Consider the following 1,554-nt stretch of genomic DNA (forward strand, 5'->3'; position numbering starts at 1 on the left):
GTTGGTGAAACCATCAGCTTCTCCTACACCGTGGTGGCCAGCGACGACAGCGGCGCAGGGAATGCGACCTCGGCACCGCAGACGGTGACGATCACCCTGACCGGGACCAACGACCAGCCGACGCTGAGCATCGACGACACGACCGGCGCGATGAACGAAGGCAATGGCACAGCCACGCTGAGCGACAGCGGGGCGCTGAGTTTTGCCGATCTGGACAGCAACGACGTCGTGACGGTCAGCCAGACCGCCAACAACGACATCGCCTGGAGCGGCGGCACCCTCGGTGCGGCGCAAGCCGCGGCACTGGTGGCCGGCTTCTCGGTCGATCAAACCGGCTGGAACTACAGCAGCAGCGAGAACCTGGACTTCCTGAGCGTTGGTGAAACCATCAGCTTCTCCTACACCGTGGTGGCCAGCGACGACAGCGGCGCAGGGAATGCGACCTCGGCACCGCAGACGGTGACGATCACCCTGACTGGCACCAACGACGCGCCCGTGCTCAGTTTCGCAACGGGCAATGATGCCGGCGCGGTGCAGGAAGACATCAAACTCAGCGTCACTGGCCAGCTCAGCTCGACCGACATCGATCACGACGCCACGACCAGTTGGAGCATCAATGGCTCGTCAACCGGCACCTACGGCTCGATCGCCGTCGATAATAGCGGCCAGTGGACCTACACCCTGGCCAACGGCACCAATGGGGTCGCCAGTGCGGTGCAGTCGCTGAAGGCGGGCGAGAGCCATGATGAGGTGTTTACGGTGCAGGTCAGCGACGGCCTCGGCGGCGTCGACACCCAACTGGTGACTATCACCGTCACCGGCAGCAACGACGCTGCCGTGCTGTCCTCGGCCAGCGTTACGCTGAGCGAAACCAATGCTCCGCTGACCACCGGCGGCAGCCTGACCATTAGCGATATCGACAGCCCGGAAAGCTTCCAGGCGCAGTCCAACACCGCCGGCAGCTACGGCCTGTTCTCCATCGGCACCGGCGGTGCCTGGACCTACGTCGCCAGCTCCGCCCACAACGAGTTCGCCGCCGGCACCACCTACACCGACACCTTCGCGGTGAGCAGTGCCGATGGCACCCTCACTTCGGTCACCGTGAATATCCTCGGCACCAACGATGCGGCCGTGCTGTCCGCCGACATCGCCCACCTCACCGAGACTAATGCCGCCGTCGACATTTCCACCACCGGCACCCTGACCATCAGCGACGTCGACAGCGCCGCCACCTTCGTCGCCCAAACCAACACCGCCGGCAGCTACGGCCAGTTCTCCATCGGCACCGGCGGTGCCTGGACCTACGTCGCCAGCTCCGCCCACAACGAGTTCGCCGCCGGCACCACCTACACCGACACCTTCGCGGTGAGCAGTGCCGATGGCACCCTCACTTCGGTCACCGTGAATATCCTCGGCACCAACGATGCGGCCGTGCTGTCCGCCGACATCGCCCACCTCACCGAGACTAATGCCGCCGTCGACATTTCCACCACCGGCACCCTGACCATCAGCGACGTCGACAGCGCCGCCACCTTCGTCGCCCAAACCAACACC

1 protein-coding gene is annotated in these 1,554 nt (G+C 64.9%); it reads left to right on the forward strand.

The genetic code is table 11. From position 1 onward, the window contains the following. The coding region (locus Q8X48_RS29775; protein ID WP_407802809.1) for a VCBS domain-containing protein at nucleotides 1–1,554 on the forward strand (1,554 nt) is incomplete at both ends.

It is taken from the genome of Pseudomonas sp. QLc11A (assembly GCF_052112305.1).
Lineage (GTDB): Bacteria > Pseudomonadota > Gammaproteobacteria > Pseudomonadales > Pseudomonadaceae > Aquipseudomonas > Aquipseudomonas laurylsulfatiphila.